The following is a 16,887-nucleotide window of genomic DNA, read 5'->3' on the forward strand; positions in this document are numbered from 1 at the left end:
GTCAGGACCGCGGCAATCCCTTGGCGGACGCCGGGATGCCTGGTGTCGGCCACGGCGCCCGGGCGGCGGCGGGCAGGCCGAATCAGCCCCACGAGGTTGTCGGTGCTCACAGCCGGCCGGCCCCCTTCACGGCCGCGCCGATGAAACGGCGGTATCGGATCCCGGTCATCGGGGGCCGCGGTCCTGACGTTCTCCCGACGTCGGCCACACGGGTCCGTCAGGGCCGCGTCAATCCCTCATGGCATGGCGTCAGGGTGGCGACAAGGCCCATGGATCGCCCATCCGCGCCGTGCGAGGTTGAGTCCCGCGGCGGAGAGAGCCGCGGAACGGCCGCTCAGCGGTGTGTGGGTATCAGCGCGATGACCAGCACCGTCGCCGCTGACACCGCGGGCCGGCGCGTACACGGTGTGCGGCACCGTGACCTGAGCGCGCGTCGGTTCCCGTGGGGGGTACCGCCTTCCGCCCTCCCCGCTCTCTCCGCCGCATGCCAAGGCTCCGCGGGGGCGACGTGCACGCCGCCCCCGCGGAGCCTTGGTGTGGGGGCGGTGATGGCCTCGGTGGGCCTGCCCGACCCGGAGCGCCGGATGCGACAGCGCCCGCATGAGCTGTCCGGCGGCATGCTGCAACGGGTCGTGATCGCCGCCGCCCTGTCCACCGGTCCCGACCTCCTCCTCGCCGACGAGGCGACGAGCGCGTTGGACGCGACCACCCAGGCGGAGGTCCTGGCCCTGCTCCGAGGCATCCAGGAGGAGCGGCGGCAGGACGGCAGCGGCCTCGGCACGCTCTTCATCACCCATCATCTGCCGCTCGCGGCGGCCTACTGTGACCCCGTGTACGTGATGTACGCGGGCCGCGTGGTGGAACACCAGCCCGCCCGCGGGCTCTTCGCCGACCCCAGGCATCCCTACCCCCGCGGCCTGCTGGAGTGCTCGCCCACCCTTGAGGACGACCGCGAACCGCGCCCCATTCCCGGCCGCCCGCCGTCCCTGTCCGACGCCTTCACCGGCTGCCCCTTCCTTCCGCGCCGCGCACGGGCCGAGGCGGAGTGCGAGACCTGGGCGCCGGTGCCGGTCCCGTTCGGCGGCGGTGGCGGCGACGGCGACGGACCGCAGGAGGGCGGCTTCGCGGACGGCGGCTCCGCGGCCTGCCGCCGACTGGAACTCGTATCGAGGAGCAGCGCATGACCGAGCCCGCACTCGTCGTACAGGGGCTGCGCAAGAGCTATGCGCTCCCCGGCGGTGGCCGGACGACGGCCGTGGACGATGTCTCGTTCTCCGTGCCGGCCGGCGGCTCGCTGGGCATCGTCGGCGAGTCCGGCTCCGGCAAGACCACGGTGGCCCGGATCCTGGTGGACCTGGTGCGCCCCGACGCGGGGACGATCACGGTGAACGGGCGGGAGCGCACGCCCGGGCGGCGAAGCGGCGCAATGCCGCTCGGACCGGGCGCGCGCAGGGCGGCCCGGCTGGGCCGCGCCCGCGAGATCCAGATCGTCTTCCAGGACCCTTACGTGTCGCTCGACCCGCGCCTGACCGCACGTCAGTGCCTGCGCACCGCTCTGCGGCTGCACGGTCGGCGCGAGGGGCAGGCCGCCACCGACCGGATCGCCGAACTGCTCGACCAGGTGGGCCTGGGCAAGCGGGAGGGCGACGCCCGCCCCCGGGGGCTGTCGGGCGGGCAGCGCCAGCGGCTGGCCATCGCCCGCGCGCTCGCCGTGGAACCGGAGGTGCTGGTCCTGGACGCGGCGGTGGCGGCGCTGGACGTGTCCATCCAGGCGCAGATCCTCGCTGCTCGCAGACATCCGCCGGGAGACCGGCGTGGCCCTGGTCTTCGTCAGCCATGACCTGGCCGTCGTACGGCACATCACGGACGACACGCTGGTGATGCGGCGCGGCCGCGCGGTCGAGACGGGCACGACGGCCCGGGTGCTGGACACCCCGGCCGATCCGTACAACCGGCTGCTGTTGTCGTCGGTGCCGCACGACGGCTGGGATCCGGCGGAGACGGTACGGCTGCGGGCGGAGCTCGCCGAGCTGTGACCGCGACCGCCGATGGCGAGACATCGGCTCACTCTGGCCCTCGACGGCTCAATGTGAGGAGCTGAACCCGCCTCACCTGCGCATACGTAGCCCGTTGAATTTCTATACGTCGGAGGTATTCCCAGGTGCCCATGCGCCCTGCACCATGCCGGTAGTTCACCACTGGATAGGGGAGGCACATACGTGACCGCGCCAACAGGGAACGGGATCTCTCGCAGAGGTGTGATCGGCACGGCCGCCGTGGTCGGCGCCGGAGGTTGGCTGGCCGGATCGGGCACTGCCTGGGCCGCTCCCCAGGTGTCCGGTGGAGCGGCGGCCCTGCCCGAACGGATGGCCAGGGCCGCCGCCCCGCGGTGGCGGCGGATGCCCGGTGACTGGAAGGACGGCCCCTTCCTGGCCAACGGCCTGCTCGGCGCGGTGGTGTACAAGGGTGCGACGTCCAACTCCGTGAAGGTCATGCTCAGCCACACCCAGGTGCAGGACCAGCGCCCCCAGTGGCGCGCCCCGTACGGCTTCTCCCGCCTGCCCATCGGCCACTTCGACCTCACCCTCGCCGGAGAGGTGACCGGTGTCGACTGGACCCTGGACATCTGGGACGCCGAGCTGCGCGGCACCATCACCACCACCCGGGGCAGCGTCCGCTTCTCCATGCTGGTGCACAACGCCCGTACCGCGCTGCTGATCTCCACCCGGCCCACCGCAGGTGAGGAGGCCGCGGCCTGGTCGTTCACCTGGATGCCCGCGGCCTCGCCCCGGACCAAGGACAAGCCCGCCGACTACACGGGCAACCCCGACCCCCGCACCGGCTCCGCGGGTGCCACCCACTATGTGGAGCAGCCGCTGATCGCGGGCGGCGGATGGACCACCGCCTGGCGTGAACGGCGCGTGGGCACCGGCAGGCTGCTGGCCGCCCATATCGTCTACCGCCACCCCGGCGACCTGTCGCACACCACCGAACTGGCCGTCGCCGAGGTGGCCCGGACCCTGGCCACCGACCCCGACGACCTGGTGCGCTCCCATCGCGCCTGGTGGCACCGCTTCTACCAGCACAGCATGGTCTCCGTGCCCGACAAGCGCCTGCAGAGCTTCTACTGGATCCAGCTCTACAAGGCCGCCTGCGCCACCCGCGCCGACGGGCCCTCGATGTCCGAATGGGGGCCGTGGTACCCGGAGTCCGGCGGGAGTTGGACCGCGGTCTGGTGGAACCTCAACGTCCAGATCGCCACCTGGCTGGTCCAGGGCTCCAACCATCTCGAACTCGACTCCGTCACCTCCACCTTCAAGGAGTTCGAGAAGAATCTGCCGCTGTCCGTCCCGCCGGAGTACCGGGACGGCGACACCTACGCCCTTGCCCACCCCTCCGACTGGCTGCTGCGCCCCGGCGACAAGACCGTCGGCATCCCCGGCACCGCCACCAAGACCGACAACAACGGCAATCTCATCTGGGCCATGCACAACATCTGGCTCAGCTACCGCCACACCATGGACATCCGCATCGTGCGCGACGTCCTCTACCCGATCCTCGCCAAGGCGGTGAACTTCTACGACCACTTCCTCTACGAGGGCGGCGACGGCAAACTGCATCTGCCGCTGACCCGCTCACCGGAGTGGGCGGACGCCGAGGACTGCACCTACGACCTCTCCCTGCTCCGCTGGGGATGCGCCACCCTCCTGGACTGCCTGCGCATCCTCCGCACCGACCACCCCCGCGCCCGGCGCTGGCGCGAGATCCTGGACCGCCTGGTGGCCTACCCCCGCGATGCCACCGGCATCATGATCGGCGCGGGCAAGCCGCTCACCGAGTCCCACCGCCACTTCTCCCATATGCTCTGGCTTTACCCGCTGCACGAGCTGGACTGGGACCGCCCGGCCGACCGGGACATCATGCGCACCACCTTCGACCACTGGGTCAAGGACCGCAGCCTGTGGGCCGGCTACAGCTACGCCGTCGCCTCCTCCATGGCCTCGCGCATGGAGCGGCCCGAGGAGGCCCTCGATTTCCTCACCTTCCTCACGGACGGCAACCTGATCAAGAACGCCTGGATCACCCCGAACACCATGTATGTCGAGGGCGGCAACCTCGCCACCGAAAGCCCCCTGACGGCGGCCCAGTCGATCCTGGAGATGGCCGTCCAGAGCCACAACGGCGTGGTGCGGGTCTTCCCGTCCGTCTCCCGCCGCTGGCCCGACCTCTCGGTCCACTCGCTGCGCACCCAGGGCGCCTTCCTCGTGGACGCCGACCGCTCGGCCGGGCGCACCCGCTGGATACGCGTCCACAGCGAGGCCGGTGCCCCCCTCGTCCTGCACCACGGCATCCCCGGCCCGATCGACGTCCGCGACCCCCGCGGCCGCCCTCTCCGCTACCGCCGCACCGGCGCCGGCCGCATCGAGATCCCCCTCGCCCGCGGCGCGACGGCCCTCATCACCCCCCGGGGCCACCGCCTGGACCCGGCCCCGCGCGACGTCCCCGCCGTCGGCGACGCCAAGCCGTGGGGCCTGCCGGACTGAACCGCGGCCGCCGCCCGAACGAAAGGAGTGAGCGCACCCCTGCCGGGCAGGGGTGCGCCGTGCCTGCGACCCGCCGGTCAGCCGGTGCGGGAATCCAGCTCCGCCCACACCGTCTTGCCCACCGGATGGTGCGGCTCGGTGCCCCAGCGGTCGGCGAGCGCGTCCACCAGCAGCAGGCCGCGCCCGGTTTCACGGTCCGGGGGAGGGGGCGGCTGGAGGGTGGGCTGCCGCTCGCCCCGTGTGTCGGTGACCTCGATACGGAGGGTTTCCGTGGCGCCGTCGAGGGCGAGGCCGAGCCGGAAGTCCCGGCCCGGCACGCGCCCGTGCAGCGCCGCGTTGGCGCTCAGCTCGGCGATGATCGCCACGGCGCGGTCGGCGACGGCGGGTGACACGGGCCAGGCGCGGAGCTGCTCCACGGCGAGCAGCCGGGCCAGCCGGGCCCCGCGCCGCGTGGAGGACAGGCGTTGGGTAAAGGTCCCGCTCGTGGCGGGGAGTTGGGGCGTGCTTGCGTTCATGGGGCCACGGTGGTGGGTGAGCTTCGGCCTTCACCAGTGGCGCGCCGCGTACGCAGCGTCAGCGTACATGCGCGTTCGGTGGACGGTACACCCGTTGATCCGTCACCCTGGGTGAGTCGAGCGCGGGGGCCCTCGCACGTACGCACCTGGAGGTGTCCGCGTATGACGACCGACAACACCTGTATGGCCGGGGACGGTGACGGGGAACGGGAACCCGACCCCTCCGACAGTCTGCGGACCTTCGGGGCCGTGGTCCAGGCCCTCCGCGAACACGCGGGCCTCACCCGGGCTCAGTTCGGGGAGCTGGTCCGGTTCTCGAAGCACACCGTGGCATCGGTGGAGCTGGGGCGGCGCATGCCGGACGAGTCGTTCGTGGAGCGGGCGGAGGAGGTCCTGGGCAACACGGGAGCGCTGCGGAAGGCGGCCCGATTCCTCGCGCGGGGTGAGCCGGGGCTGGCGGCGTGGTTCCGGCGGTGGGCGCGGCTGGAGCGGGTGGCGGTGAGCCTGTACACGTATGAGTGTCGCTTGGTTCCGGGGTTGTTGCAGTCGGAGGACTACGCGCGGGCGGTGTTCGATGGCACCATCCCTCTGCTGACGGATGAGCAGTTGGAGGCCCAGCTCGTGGCGCGGACCGAGCGGCAGAAGATGCTGCACGAGCGGCCGCACGTCCCGTTCAGCTTCATCGTGGAGGAGGCCGTCTTCCGGCGCGGGTTCGGCGACAGAGAGCAGAGGCGGCGCTTGTTCGACCACGTGCTGGAGCGCAGCGCACTGCGCAATGTGAAGCTGCAAGTGGTACCGCTGGAAGCGGAGTTGCATGCGTGCCTGGACGGACCTGTTCGGCTGTTGGAAACGCCGGAGGGACGGCGCCTCGCGTACTCCGAAGGGCAGCAGAACGGACGGCTGATCGCCGACCGGAAAGAGGTGAGCCTGCTCTGTCAGCGCTATGACACACTGCGCTCGCAAGCCCTGACTCCCCAAGACTCGCGGGGCTTGCTGGAGCGACTGCGAGGAGAGCTATGAGCGGGACGGAATTTGCTTGGTTCAAGTCCAGTTACAGCGGCAGTCAGGGCGACGACTGCGTGGAAGTCGCCGTCACCGAAGGGGCCGTCCACGTACGGGACTCCAAGGACACGGCGCGCCCCGGTCTTGCCGTCAGCCGTGACGGCTGGGTGCAGTTCGTGCGGTTCGCCGCACACGGCTGAGCCGGAGGCGCGCCCGCGGACTCAATCGCGGGCACGCCACCCGACGTCACCGGGACATCAGGAGCTCCCGGCCGCCGCGAAGGGGACCTGCGCGGTGGGCTGTTCGGGGGCGGCGGGCTGGAAGGGGTGGGACCACAGGCCCTGCCGTCGCAGCAGGGGCAGGACGCCCTCGCCGAACCAGTACGCCTCCTCCAGGTGCGGATAGCCGGACAGGATGAACTCGTCGATGCCGAGGCGGTGGTATTCGGCGATCCGCTCGGCCACCTCGGCGTGGCTGCCCACCAGCGCCGTGCCCGCGCCGCCGCGCACCAGGCCGACACCGGCCCAGAGATTGGGGTAGATCTCGAGGTTGTCCAGGCTGCCGCCGTGCAGGGCGAGCATGCGCTGCTGGCCCTCGGACTCGCTGCGGCCGAGACCGGCCTGGATGGAGCGCACGGTCTCCGGGTCGAAGCCGTCGAGCAGTCGGCGCGCCTCGGCCCACGCCTGCTCGGCGGTGTCGCGGGTGATGACGTGCAGCCGGATGCCGAAGCGGATCGTACGGCCCTGTTCGGCGGCGAGGGAGCGGATCCAGGCGATCTTCTTCGCGACCTGGGCGGGGGGTTCGCCCCAGGTGAGGTAGACATCGGAATGGCGGGCGGCGACCTGACCGGCGGCGGGGGAGGAGCCGCCGAAGTAGACCTGGGGGATCGGGTCGGGGAGCCGGGCCAGCTTGGCGCCCTCGACATGGAGGTGCTCGCCGGTGGCATCGACGGTCTTGCCGTCCCACAGGTCGCGGACGATGCCCAGGAACTCGCCGGTGCGGGCGTAGCGGGCCTCCTTGTCGAGGAAGTCGCCGTAGCCGCGCTGCTCCTGGCTCTCGCCGCCGGTGACCACGTTGAGCATCAGCCGTCCGCCGGTCTGCCGCTGGTAGGTGGAGGCCATCTGGGCGGCGAAGGTGGGCGAGAGGAAACCGGGCCGGAAGGCCACCAGGAACTTCAGCCGTTCGGTGTGCTGGCTGACCATCGCGGTGGTCAGCCAGGCGTCCTCGCACCAGGCGCCGGTCGGGGTGAGAGCGCCTTCGAAGCCGAGGTGTTCGGCGGCGCGGGCGATCTGGGAGAGATAGCCGACGGACGGCGGGCGGTCCCCTCCGGCCGAGGTGACGGGGGTGCCATGGCCACCGCCGACGACATGGCGGCTGTCGCCGTTGGTGGGCAGGAACCAGTGGAAGGTGAGGGACATGGTGCGGCTCCGTTCAGGGGTGAGCGGGGGTGGGGCGGGCGCTACAGGAGGCCGTGGCGGGGTGGTCTCGTGCCGTTCAGCACATAGCGGCCGATGTGCTGGACCTTCCAGCGGGTCGGGTCGTGCAGGGTGTGGGTACGGGCGTCCCGCCAGTGGCGGTGCAGGCCCAGAGCGTCCAGGGCCGAGCGGGTGCCGGACACCTCGAACAGCGAACTGCCCGTCTCCACCGCCGCGTTGGCCGCCGCCACCTTGGCCGCGGCCACCGCGATCGACGCCTCGGCGGCGGTGTCCTCGTCGAGGTGGGCCCGGGCGGTGTCCACGGCCCGGGCGGCGGCGGACAGCAGGGCCTCGGCGCCCCGGACCTGGAGGGCCAGCTCGCCGAAGCGCTGGATGAGCAGCGGATCCTCGGCGGCGGTCTCGAAGCCGCTCTCGAACCAGGGGCGGCTCTTGGTGCGGACGAAGGCTACCGCCTCCGCCAGCGCCCCCGAGGCGATCCCGGCGTCGATGGCCGCGTGCAGCAACTGCGCGCTCGCGCCGTGCAGTTGGGGCCCGCGAAAGGTGAGATGGTGCGGTACGACCCGGTCGGCTGGGACGGGCACGGCCTCCAGCCGGACGGTGCCGCTCGCGGTCGTCCGCTGGCCCATGCCGTCCCAGTCGTCCACGACGGTCAGACCGGGTGCGTCCCGCGGGACATAGGCCACGTACAGGTCGTCGTCCTCCGCCCGGGCCAGCACCGGGATCCAGTCGGCGAACAGCGCACCGGTGGAGTAGTGCTTGACACCGGTCAGGGTGTACGAGCCGTCGGCGGCCGGGGCGAGGCGGGTGCGGATGTCCTGGAGGTGCCGGGTGCCCGCCTCCGACTGGGCGTTGCCGAACCGCTTCCCTGCCAGCACCTCGCCGAAGAAGAACGCCTGCTGCGCCTTGGTGCCCTGACGGCGCAGCACATTGATGTACACGACGTGGCTCTGCGGGATCTGGGCGAGGCTGGCGTCGGCGGCGGCGAGCAGCCGGAACACCTCGGCGAGGGTCACGGCCGACACGTCCGCGCCGCCGTACTCCGCCGGGACGGTGATCGCCGGCAGCCCGGACGCGGACAGCCGGTCCAGTTCGGCACGCGGCAGCCTGCGTTGGGCGTCGCGCTCGGCGGCGCCGGTACGGAACTCCTCGGCCAGCGCCGCGGCCACCTTCAGCGCCTCGGTGTCATCGGCGATGACATGGGCGGGCTCGGGCAGGGACGACACGGTCAGCTCGCCGCGGCCAGTACGGTGGTGTGGCCGAGCGCCGCCGAGAACTGGTCGACGACCAGCTCCAGCGCTTCGGCGGCCCCCGCCGCCACGCTCACCCCGCCGTCCGGCTCGACCGTGATGTCCTTGTCCAGGGTGAACCAGCCCTGGACGATGTGGGCCGCGCCCATGGAGGACAGCACCGGCCGCAGCGCGTAGTCGATGGCCAGCACATGGGCGGTGGTGCCACCGGTGGCCAGCGGCAGCACGGTCTTGCCCGCGAGCGCGTACTGCGGCAGCAGGTCCAGCAGGGACTTCAGCAGCCCGGAGTAGGCGGCCTTGTAGACCGGTGTTCCCACGACGAGCCCGTCCGCCTGCTCGACCAGCGCCTTGGCCCGGACGATGGCCGGGTGCGAGAAGTCCGCGCCGAGCAGGGCGGCGGCGGGGAGGGTGCGGACGTCGAGCGGGACCACCTGATGGCCCTGGGCGGTCAGCCGGGCGTCCAGATGGCGCAGCAGCCGGGCGGTGCGGGAGGTGGCGGAGGGGGAGCCGGAGAGGGACAGGACGGTGGCCATGAGCAACCCTTCGTGAAGCGGTCGAGGCGGTGAGATCGGGCGCCGGTGGGAACGGCGGCGGGAGCGGCGGCGCGAACGCCGGCGGCGTCAGGAAAGCGCGGGCACGGGCTCCGGCAGCTCCGCCTCCAGCTCGCGGACCAGCGGCAGCACCCGCTTGCCGAAGTACTCGACCTCCTCCAGGTAGTGCAGGAAGCCCAGGAGGAAGAGGTCCACGCCTAGCCGCTTGTAGGCGACGATGCGCTCGGCGATCTGCTCGGGGGTGCCGATCAGCCCCGTACGGAAGCCGTCGTTGTACTGGACCAGGTCCTCGAAGGAGGAGTCCTGCCACATGCCCTTGCCGTCGGCGGTGGACCGGCCCGCCTGCTGGACGGCGCCGCGGAAGCCGTCCACGGCCTCATGGTCGGCCTTGGCGACGATCTCGCGGAGGGTCTCGCGTGCCTCGGCCTCGGTGTCGCGGGCGATCAGGAAGGCGTTGAGGGCGAAGCCGGGCGCGGGGCGACCGACGGTGGCGGCGGCGGCGCGGACGTCGCCGATCTGCTCGGTGACGCCGTCGAAGTCCTTGCCGTTGCTGAAGTACCAGTCGGAGACCCGGCCCGCCATGGCGCGGGCGGCGGTGGAGTTGCCGCCCTGGAAGATCTCCGGATGCGGGCGCCCGGGGCTGCGCAGCGGCTTGGGCTTGAGGGAGAAGTCACGGATCCGGTAGAAGTCCCCGGCCAGTTCGGCATGGTCCTCGGTCCAGATCGCGCGCAGCGCCCGGATGAACTCCTCGGAGCGGCGGTAGCGCTCGTCGTGCTCCAGCCAGGGCTCGCCCAGCGCGGTGAACTCGCCCTTGAACCAGCCGCTGACGACGTTCACCGCGAACCGCCCGTCGGAGAGCTGATCGGCGGTGGCGCCCAGCTTGGCCAGGACGCCGGGATGCCACAGCCCGGGGTGGACGGCGGCGATGACCTTCAGCCGCTGGGTGGCCAGCAGCAGCGCGAGGCTGAAACTGGTGGACTCGTGCTGGTACTCGGCGCCGTAGCTGGCCATGTAGCGGACCTGGCTGAGGGCGTAGTCGAAGCCGTTGTTCTCGGCGAGCACGGCCAGATCGCGGTTGTAGTCGTAGCCCCAGTCGGTGCGCTGCTCGATGGTGCTGGTGACCAGTCCGCCGCTGACATTGGGTACCCAATAGGCGAAACGGAGGGGTTCTGCGGGCATGAGGAACTCCCGGTGGAACGAATACGGGCATGGCGAATCGACGCCCCGGCGTCGAGCGGAATTCATCCGGGGCGGGGCGCGGAAAGACCGGGCAGCGCGAATGGACGCAAAGGCGGGACGGCGCGGCCGCATTTTCTCGGTGGCGGCGGCTAGAAGCCTTTCCCGATCATGGGAGGCGACGGGGAGCGAAGCGGAGGCGATCCCTCAGGGCTTGCTCGGACCCGGCGTCAGGTCAAGCCCGACAGCAACAGGACGCGCTGGAGACACGCGCGAGGTCGACGTGGCGTCGCCGCGTGAGGTCCTGTCGCTTCATGTCACCGATCCAACCAGGGGGAAGTCCTGCCGGTCAAGAAGGCCCGGGGTCCATTCCATATCCCGGACGCATGGGCCGGGCCGCGGAATTCCGCGGCGCCCGCTTCGAGATTACCCGGGACGCGGGCCGGGGAGTGAGTCGGTATTCATGAGACCGTGATAGGGATCCCCTTGAAGCGGGCGGACCGGGCGGGCATGGTGCGGCGTGTGCGAATTGAACAGCTGGAATACATCGCCGCGGTCACCCGCCTCGGCTCACTCCGCCGCGCCGCCGAGGAACTGCATCTGTCCCAGCCGGCGCTCAGCGAGACCGTGCGCAATCTCGAACGCGAACTCGGCGTGGATCTGCTGGAGCGCAAGCGCTCCGGCGCCACGATCAGCGCGGAGGGAAGGGAGTTGCTGCCGCATATCGTCACCGTCATCGAGGCCGTCGACCGGCTGCGCGGCGCCGCCGGTGACCAGCACCGCGTCAGCCGGATGATCCGGCTGGGCACGGTCAACACCGCGACGGTCCCGCTGCTGATCCCGGCCGTCCGGGAGTTCCGCGCCACCCATCCGGTGACCCAGGTCGAGGTGGTCGGCGCGCAGCAGACCGAGATCCACCGGGCGCTGCAGGAGGGCAGCGTCGACCTGGGCCTGGTCAACTACCTCCGGGGGGACGACGTCCCGCCCGACCTCGAGACCACCGAGCTGCTGCGCGGCCGCCCGGTGGTCTGTCTGCGCCCCGACAGCCCGCTGGCCGTCCGGCCGACGGTGAGCGCGGCGGATCTGGTGGACGGGCGCGAGCCGCTGATCGTCATGCGCTCCGGCTATCTCATGCACCGCTTCATCCACCGGCTGCTGGCCGGGCGCACCCCGTCCTTCTCGTACTCCACCGACGGCGCCGAGATGGGCAAGCTGATGGTGGCCGAGGGGCTCGGCGTCACCGTGCTCCCCGACTTCAGCGTCATCGGCGACCCCCTGGAGCGCGGTGGCGCGATCACCCACCGGCCGCTCGCGGACGGCGAGGCCACCGAGGTGCTGCTGGTGATCCAGCGCCGCCGCTCGGGCTCGGTGCCGCGCGCCGTACGCGACCTGCACGAGCTCTTCGTACGGCGTGCGGAGACTTCTGCGACTCCCCCGGGCGCCCCGGGGGCTATAGCTCCCTGAGCGCGGGCAGCAGCCGCTTCTCGGCCCAGTCCAGGAACGGCCGCTGATGGTCGCCGCCGATCTGGACGAGGGCGACATCGGTGAAGCCAGCGTCGACGAAGGGCCGGATCAGCTCCGTGAACTCCTCGACGTCATCGCCGCACGGAATGGACGCGGCCACGTCGTCGGGCCGGACGAACTGGGTGGCGCCCGCGAAGGAGGCGGGCCCCGGCAGCTCCGAGTTGACCTTCCAGCCGCTCCCGAACCAGCGGAACTGGTCATGGGCGCGGGCGATCGCCGCGCCCCGGTCGGGGTCGTAACAGACCGGGATCTGGCCGATCCGGGGCTTCCCGCCACCGCCATTGCGCTCGAAGTCCCCCACCAGCTCGGACTTGGGCTCCGTGGCGATCAGGATGTCGGCCAGCCGCCCGGCCAGCCGGCACGACTGCGGCCCGGAGACGGCCACGCCGATGGGCGGCGGCTGGTCCGGCAGATCCCACAGCTTCGCCGAGTCGACGTCGTAGTGGGTGCCGTGGTGGGTGACATAGCCACCGCCGAACAGCGCCCGGATGATCTCGATCGCCTCTTCCAGCATCTCGTGGCGCACATCGGCCGACGGCCAGCCCTGCCCGACCACATGCTCGTTCAGGTTCTCGCCGGACCCGAGCCCCAGCCGGAACCGCCCCTCGGACAGCAGCTGGAGCGTCGCCGCCTTCTGCGCCACCACCGCCGGGTGATAGCGCACGGTGGGGCAGGTGACATACGTGGTCAGCGGGATCGAGGAGGTGGCCTGCGCGGCGGCGCCCAGCACGCTCCAGGCGTACGGGGCGTGCCCCTGGGAGTCCAGCCACGGGAAGTAGTGGTCGGAGGTCACCGAGAAGTCGAACCCGACTTGCTCGGCCCGGACCACGTCGTCGACGAGCTGACGTGGACCGGCCTGCTCGGTCATCATCGTGTATCCCCATCGAACCATGGCCCCCGAGTACCGCTCCCCGCGCCGTCCAAACGGGACAAACGGCTGGTCACCGTGGGTCGTGGCGGCTCACATGCGGTAGACGCGGGACGCGGTCACGGCGTGGGCCGGTCGTCGTGTTCCTGCTGGTCGTCGTGTTCCCGCTGGTCGTCGTGCTCCTGGTGGTCCTGCCAGCGGTAGCTCTCGGGGAGCAGCTCGGCGACGGGCACGGCGCGCGGGCGCCCGCCCGCGCCGACGATGACGCGCAGGTCCGGGAAGTAGTCGAGCATCACCTGGCGGCAGCGGCCGCAGGGAGGGATCACCCCGCGGCCGCGGTCGCCCACGGCGACCATGGTCACCAGGTCGTACGCGCCCTGGGCGGCCGCCGCGCCGATGACGACGAGCTCGGCGCAGGGGCCGCCGGTGAAGTGGTAGGCGTTCATCGCGGTGATGACTCGCCCGTCCCGGTCGCGGGCCGCGGCCGCCACGGTGTGGTTGTCGCCGCGGCTGCGCGCGGCCGCCACCTGGGTTGCGGCCTGGATGAGGTCATGGTCGACGGAATGAGGCGTGGTCATGCCTGGAGCTTGGCAGAGATGACCGGCGCCAGGCGGTCGGTGATGGTGCGGTGGCCCTTGTCGTTGGGGTGGACCGAGTCCGAGAGGTCGTCGGAGGCGAGCCAGCCGGTGGTGTCGATGTAGGACGACTTCGCGTCGCCGAAGGCGGTGACGGCGGCCTTGGTCTCGGTGCCGAAGCGGCCGCTGAAGGTGCGCAGGGCGAAGATCCAGGCGTTCGGATAGGCGGCGCGGACCTTGCGCAGCAGGCTGGTGTACGACGCCTGGAACTGCGCCGAGCTCACCCCGCGCCCCACGTCGTTGGTGCCGAGGTTGATGACGACGGCATTCGCCTGGTAGCGGGAGAAGTCCCAGTCGGGCGTGGCGGCATTCGGGTTCAGCTTGGTGAACTGCTGCTCCAGGCTCATCCGGTCGTCCGCCGTGTCGACGAGCGCGGCGCCGCCCTGGGCGATCTGGGTGTGGTCGGCGCCGAGCCGTTCGCCGATGAGCCAGCCGTAGGCGGTGCGGGCGTTCTGCGAAGTGGTGGTGCCGACGGTGATGGAGTCGCCGACGAATTCGATCAGCTTCTTCGGGGCCGACGGGGTGAAGGTGGTGGCGCCGCTGTCCAGGGTCAGGCCCTGGAAGACCGCGTCACCGTGATAACTGCCCGCGACCACCTGGTAGTTGACCTGAAGAGTGTGGTTTCCGGCGGCGAGCGGGGTGGGGGTGAGGTTCACCGTGCCCTTGGCCTCGTCGTAGAAGGTGGCGGGGCCGCCGTCGATGCTGGCCCACAGGTCGATCGCACCCCGCTGCTTGAGCTTGACCGTGCGGCCGGTGAAGCCGGTGCGGAAGTAGGCGCCCGCCCAGTAGGGGGTGTAGGCGGTGGTGGAGGTCTTGGTACCCCAGCGGCCGCTGAACGTGATGTGGGGGTCGCCCGGCTGGCCTGGTGCCACGGCCTTGAGGGGTGCGGAGCCGAGTTTCGCGGCGATGACCGGGGCCAGGCGGTTCGCGAACTTGGTGTGGCCCGCCTCGTTGGGGTGGCCGTTGCCGTCCTCGTAGTCCGTGCCGTCGGTGAGCCAGCCGCTGGTGTCGACGTAGTACACCTTCGCGTCCCCCGCGCCGTTGCGCGCGCTCACGGCCGCCTTGGTCTCCGCCGGATAGCGCTTCTTGAGGGTCTGGACGGTGAAGAGGGCCGCGTTCGGGTACTTCGCGCGGATGTCGCGGAGGAGGGCGGTGTACGCCGACTGGAACTCGGCGCCGGTGACGCCGTGCCCGATGTCGTTGGTGCCCAGGTTGATGACCACCGCGCTCGCCTGGTAGCGGGAGAAGTCCCAGTTCTGGTCGCCGGTGGAGGCCGTCTTGAAGAACTGGGAGGCGAGGCCCACACAGCCGCCCTTGCCGACCAGGCAGTAGCCCGAGCGGGCGATCTGGGTGTGGCGCATGCCGAGCTGTTCGCCGGTCTTCCAGCCGTACGAGTCCAGCGCGAGCCGGTCGGTGAGGGCTCCCGCGGTGATGGAGTCGCCCACGAACTCGATGAGCCCGGAGGGGACGCGGGGGGCCACCGTGCCCGCGCCCGAGTCGAGGACCAGGCCCTGGAAGACGGTGTCACCGGAGCGGTAGGAGACGCGGAGGGTGTGATTGCCCTGGGGGAGTGGCGTCGGGGTGAGGTTGACGGTGCCCCTGACGCCCGCGTAGAAGACATCGGCGCCGCCGTCGACGCTGGCGTAGAAGTTCACCGCCTCCCGGGCCTTGATCTTCACCGTGGTGCCGGTGAACGCCGTCTGGAGGTAGCCGCCGGTCCAGTTGGGGACGGCGGCGGTGGCGGAGCCGAGGTCCCAGCGGCCGGTGTAGGCGATGTTGGGGTCGGTCACCGAACCGTTCCCCAGGGCCGCTGCCCGTGCGGTGGTGGCGACGCTCAGCCCCACCGCGCAAAGCGACGCGGCCATGACAAACAGGAAGAGTCTGCGTAAGACGTGCGGGATCGATGGCATGGGGGTCCTCTCGGGGGAGGGTGCGGGGTCTGGGAGCGCTCCCAGGCTGTGGTCGCCTCACGATGGAAGCGTTGAATCGGTTCAACGTCAAGGTGTGCGGCCACGGTTACGATGTGCGCCATGGCGGAGACCGGTGGGGTGCGCGAAGTGAAGTCCGCGGGCCGCACCGTGGAACTGCTGGAGCTGTTCGCCGCGCGCGGCGAACAGCCGGCCCGGCTGCGCGAGCTGGCCGAGGAGCTCGGCGTGCCGCGCAGCAGTATGTACGCCCTCCTCAAGACCCTGATCGACCGCGGCTGGGTGCGTACCGACGTCACCGGCTCGCTGTACGGGATCGGCATCCGCGCGCTGCTCACCGGCACCAGCTATCTGGACAGCGATCCACGGGTGCGGGCGGCGCGGCCGTATCTGGACGAGGCGTCCGACGCGCTGGGCGAGACCATTCACCTCGCCCGGCTGGACGGCGGCGATGTGGTCTATCTCGCCACGCGTGAGTCGCATGAGTACCTCCGCCCGTTCAGCCGTGTCGGGCGGCGGCTTCCGGCCCATGTGGGGGCGCTGGGGAAGGCGCTGCTCGCCGAGCGGACCGACGGCGAACTCCCGCTGAGGAGTGAGGAGTTGGCGCCGATGACGCCCAACACCCACCGCACCCGCGCCGCGCTTGTCGCCGATCTGGCGCGGGTACGGGAGCGGGGCCACGCGGTCGACCGGGAGGAGGGGGTCCTGGGCATCGTGGGCTTCGGTTTCGCCCTGCGGTACGACGTCCCGGCGGTGGACGCGATCAGCTGCTCGGTGCCGACGGCCCGGCTGACGGAGGGGCGGGAGGAGCGGATCGTCGGGGTGATGCGGGAGATCCGGGCGAAGATCGAGGCGGTCGTGCCGAGGGGGACGGGCACAGGCCCGCAGTGGCGCCCGTAGACGGCTCGTTCAGGCCCGGCCCCGGTGGGCTCGGGGCCCAGCCGCCCCGTGGGCTTCAGATCCGGCCGCCCCGGCCGCCCCGGCCGCCCCGGCCGCCCCGGCCGCCCCGGCGGACCTTCGGGCCCGGCCCCGGTGGGCGGCGCGGACTCTTGGCGTCCTCGACGGCGTCCTTGACGTCCGGATGCGTGGTGTCGATGCCGGTGTCCAGCACGGCGACCTTCACGTCCTTGCCGTCGTATCCGGCCTTCCACATCTCCAGGGCGCCGATCTGCGGGACGCTGACGTCGAGCGACGCCTTGACCTTCCGGTCCAGCCAGATCTTCCGTAACCCCTTGCCATGGCTGATGTCGGCCCAGAAGCCCGCCGCGTCGGCCTTCCTGGTGCTGAACGCCGCGCCGTCCACGCTGGGCAGGCCGGGGCGTGCCAACGCCCTGATCGGCCACAGGAGTCAGGGAACAGCGCAGGAGCGCCGGGGGGTGCCTCTATGTCTTTCGTCAAGCGAGGCGTGGGGTTCTGGGTTGGTAGAAGGTGCCGTCTCGGAGCATGGCGAACAGCACGCTGATG

The 16,887-nt window shown here is 71.4% G+C and carries 14 protein-coding genes and 2 pseudogenes; 7 read left to right on the plus strand and 9 right to left on the minus strand.

Translation table 11 applies throughout. From position 1 onward, the window contains the following. Window positions 1–473: 473 nt before the first annotated feature. The 3 genes and pseudogenes from ACFYOY_RS47820 to ACFYOY_RS47830 form a co-directional block, all read left to right on the plus strand. Window positions 474–1,163 (plus strand): annotated as a pseudogene (locus tag ACFYOY_RS47820) (oligopeptide/dipeptide ABC transporter ATP-binding protein); the annotation flags it as partial. Between the two features lie 17 nt (window positions 1,164–1,180). Beyond that, window positions 1,181–2,036: pseudogene (locus tag ACFYOY_RS47825) on the plus strand (ABC transporter ATP-binding protein). 183 nt (window positions 2,037–2,219) lie between these two features. After that, the gene (locus ACFYOY_RS47830) at window positions 2,220–4,544 is read left to right on the plus strand and encodes a glycoside hydrolase family 95-like protein (RefSeq protein WP_388594320.1); all 2,325 of its coding nucleotides are present in this window, start codon (window positions 2,220–2,222) and stop codon (window positions 4,542–4,544) included. Window positions 4,545–4,621: 77 nt separating this feature from the next. Here ACFYOY_RS47830 and ACFYOY_RS47835 read toward each other — a convergent pair whose 3' ends face one another. Further along, a complete protein-coding gene (locus ACFYOY_RS47835; protein WP_351900666.1) occupies window positions 4,622–5,059 on the minus strand; it encodes an ATP-binding protein in 438 nt (145 codons plus the stop codon). A 162-nt stretch (window positions 5,060–5,221) separates the two neighbouring features. On the opposite strand from ACFYOY_RS47835, the gene ACFYOY_RS47840 reads away from it, so the two are divergent. Beyond that, window positions 5,222–6,079, plus strand: coding sequence for a helix-turn-helix transcriptional regulator (locus tag ACFYOY_RS47840; RefSeq protein ID WP_351900668.1), 858 nt, complete (start codon window positions 5,222–5,224; stop codon window positions 6,077–6,079). Then, entirely contained in the window at window positions 6,076–6,261 is a 186-nt protein-coding gene (locus ACFYOY_RS47845) for a DUF397 domain-containing protein (protein ID WP_388594323.1), read from the plus strand. Before ACFYOY_RS47840 ends, ACFYOY_RS47845 begins: the two co-directional genes overlap by 4 nt. Window positions 6,262–6,318: 57 nt before the next feature. On the opposite strand, the gene ACFYOY_RS47850 is transcribed toward ACFYOY_RS47845, so the two are convergent. The 4 genes from ACFYOY_RS47850 to sfnG form a co-directional block, all read right to left on the minus strand. After that, window positions 6,319–7,479 (minus strand): LLM class flavin-dependent oxidoreductase, encoded by a 1,161-nt coding sequence (locus tag ACFYOY_RS47850; RefSeq protein ID WP_351900672.1) that lies wholly within the window; start codon window positions 7,477–7,479, stop codon window positions 6,319–6,321. A gap of 41 nt (window positions 7,480–7,520) precedes the next feature. After that, window positions 7,521–8,720 carry an SfnB family sulfur acquisition oxidoreductase gene (locus tag ACFYOY_RS47855; protein WP_388594327.1) on the minus strand — a complete coding sequence of 400 codons (1,200 nt, stop codon included), beginning with the start codon at window positions 8,718–8,720 and terminating at the stop codon, window positions 7,521–7,523. A 2-nt stretch (window positions 8,721–8,722) separates the two neighbouring features. Then, the gene (gene ssuE, locus ACFYOY_RS47860) at window positions 8,723–9,277 is read right to left on the minus strand and encodes an NADPH-dependent FMN reductase (RefSeq protein WP_388594330.1); all 555 of its coding nucleotides are present in this window, start codon (window positions 9,275–9,277) and stop codon (window positions 8,723–8,725) included. 87 nt (window positions 9,278–9,364) lie between these two features. Beyond that, window positions 9,365–10,474, minus strand: a complete 1,110-nt coding sequence (sfnG, locus tag ACFYOY_RS47865) for a dimethylsulfone monooxygenase SfnG (protein ID WP_388594332.1) — start codon at window positions 10,472–10,474, stop codon at window positions 9,365–9,367. Between the two features lie 519 nt (window positions 10,475–10,993). Between sfnG and ACFYOY_RS47870 the strand changes: the two genes are divergently transcribed. Next, window positions 10,994–11,935, plus strand: coding sequence for a LysR family transcriptional regulator (locus tag ACFYOY_RS47870; protein WP_388594335.1), 942 nt, complete (start codon window positions 10,994–10,996; stop codon window positions 11,933–11,935). Here the strand turns inward: ACFYOY_RS47870 and ACFYOY_RS47875 are convergent. The 3 genes from ACFYOY_RS47875 to ACFYOY_RS47885 all read right to left on the minus strand — a co-directional run bounded on the left by ACFYOY_RS47875 (window position 11,922) and on the right by ACFYOY_RS47885 (window position 15,363). Then, on the minus strand, window positions 11,922–12,887 hold the full coding sequence (locus ACFYOY_RS47875; RefSeq protein ID WP_388594338.1) for an LLM class F420-dependent oxidoreductase: 966 nt from the start codon (window positions 12,885–12,887) through the stop codon (window positions 11,922–11,924). The genes ACFYOY_RS47870 and ACFYOY_RS47875 overlap by 14 nt on opposite strands. A gap of 95 nt (window positions 12,888–12,982) precedes the next feature. Then, window positions 12,983–13,441 (minus strand): cytidine deaminase family protein, encoded by a 459-nt coding sequence (locus tag ACFYOY_RS47880; protein WP_388594341.1) that lies wholly within the window; start codon window positions 13,439–13,441, stop codon window positions 12,983–12,985. Next, window positions 13,438–15,363 carry a GDSL-type esterase/lipase family protein gene (locus ACFYOY_RS47885; protein ID WP_388594343.1) on the minus strand — a complete coding sequence of 642 codons (1,926 nt, stop codon included), beginning with the start codon at window positions 15,361–15,363 and terminating at the stop codon, window positions 13,438–13,440. Before ACFYOY_RS47885 ends, ACFYOY_RS47880 begins: the two co-directional genes overlap by 4 nt. A gap of 165 nt (window positions 15,364–15,528) precedes the next feature. Between ACFYOY_RS47885 and ACFYOY_RS47890 the strand changes: the two genes are divergently transcribed. Further along, window positions 15,529–16,323, plus strand: a complete 795-nt coding sequence (locus ACFYOY_RS47890; RefSeq protein WP_388594345.1) for an IclR family transcriptional regulator — start codon at window positions 15,529–15,531, stop codon at window positions 16,321–16,323. A gap of 55 nt (window positions 16,324–16,378) precedes the next feature. On the opposite strand, the gene ACFYOY_RS47895 is transcribed toward ACFYOY_RS47890, so the two are convergent. Continuing rightward, a complete protein-coding gene (locus ACFYOY_RS47895) occupies window positions 16,379–16,750 on the minus strand; it encodes a S8 family serine peptidase (RefSeq protein WP_388594347.1) in 372 nt (123 codons plus the stop codon). Between the last annotated feature and the right edge of the window lie 137 nt (window positions 16,751–16,887).

The sequence above is a fragment of the Streptomyces sp. NPDC007875 genome (assembly GCF_042868035.1).
Taxonomy (GTDB): Bacteria; Actinomycetota; Actinomycetes; order Streptomycetales; family Streptomycetaceae; genus Streptomyces; species Streptomyces antimycoticus.